Annotated in this window: 2 protein-coding genes; both read right to left on the bottom strand. The window is 42.6% G+C overall.

Annotation, left to right across the window (positions count from 1 at the left end):
• On the bottom strand, positions 1-336 hold a 336-nt coding region (locus tag AC2JF8_RS09235), incomplete at its 3' end, for an N-acetylmuramic acid 6-phosphate etherase family protein (protein ID WP_500762798.1).
• Positions 311-542, bottom strand: a 232-nt coding sequence (locus AC2JF8_RS09230; RefSeq protein ID WP_500762797.1) for a phospho-sugar glycosidase domain-containing protein, incomplete at its 5' end; no start/stop codon positions are given. The genes AC2JF8_RS09230 and AC2JF8_RS09235, both read right to left, overlap by 26 nt.

The following is a 542-nucleotide window of genomic DNA, read 5'->3' as shown; positions in this document are numbered from 1 at the left end:
ACCCTCTACTGCGACAGTCATTGCTTTTTGACCACCAGCGATGAGGCCTTGAACCATCTCTGGCTCGACGCCAAAAGTTGGTACGCATTCGGCTGCATCTAAGACACCTAACCGACCACTCGTACCAGCGCCCATGTAGATCAAGCGGCCGCCTTGATTGAAGCTTTTGATGATGGCTTCTACCACTGGTTCAATGGCTGCTAATTCTTGACCCACTGCCATTGCAACTTTTTGGTCTTCTTGATTCATTTTTTGTAAAGCTTCTTTGACACTCATCTCATCTAAGTCCATTGTATTTTCATTTCTACGTTCAGTTGTTAAGTTTTCTAAATTCATTCTCTATCGTTCCTTCCGTGACTAGCGTAAATTGATTGCCTGCCTTGATTAACGGCAATATCGTTTGATCTTTTTCAATAATTCGTGTAATCGTATTGACTTTTTCATCTTTCGGCAAGTCCACAAGTGTGACTTGAATTTCTCCCATATAGCGACCATATTTTTCATTATCAATCGTTACGGTTCCCACTGGACGTGCTTCAGTC

This window comes from Lactobacillus sp. CA30L, from assembly GCF_059900845.1.
This window is presented reverse-complemented; position numbering and strand designations above follow the sequence as displayed.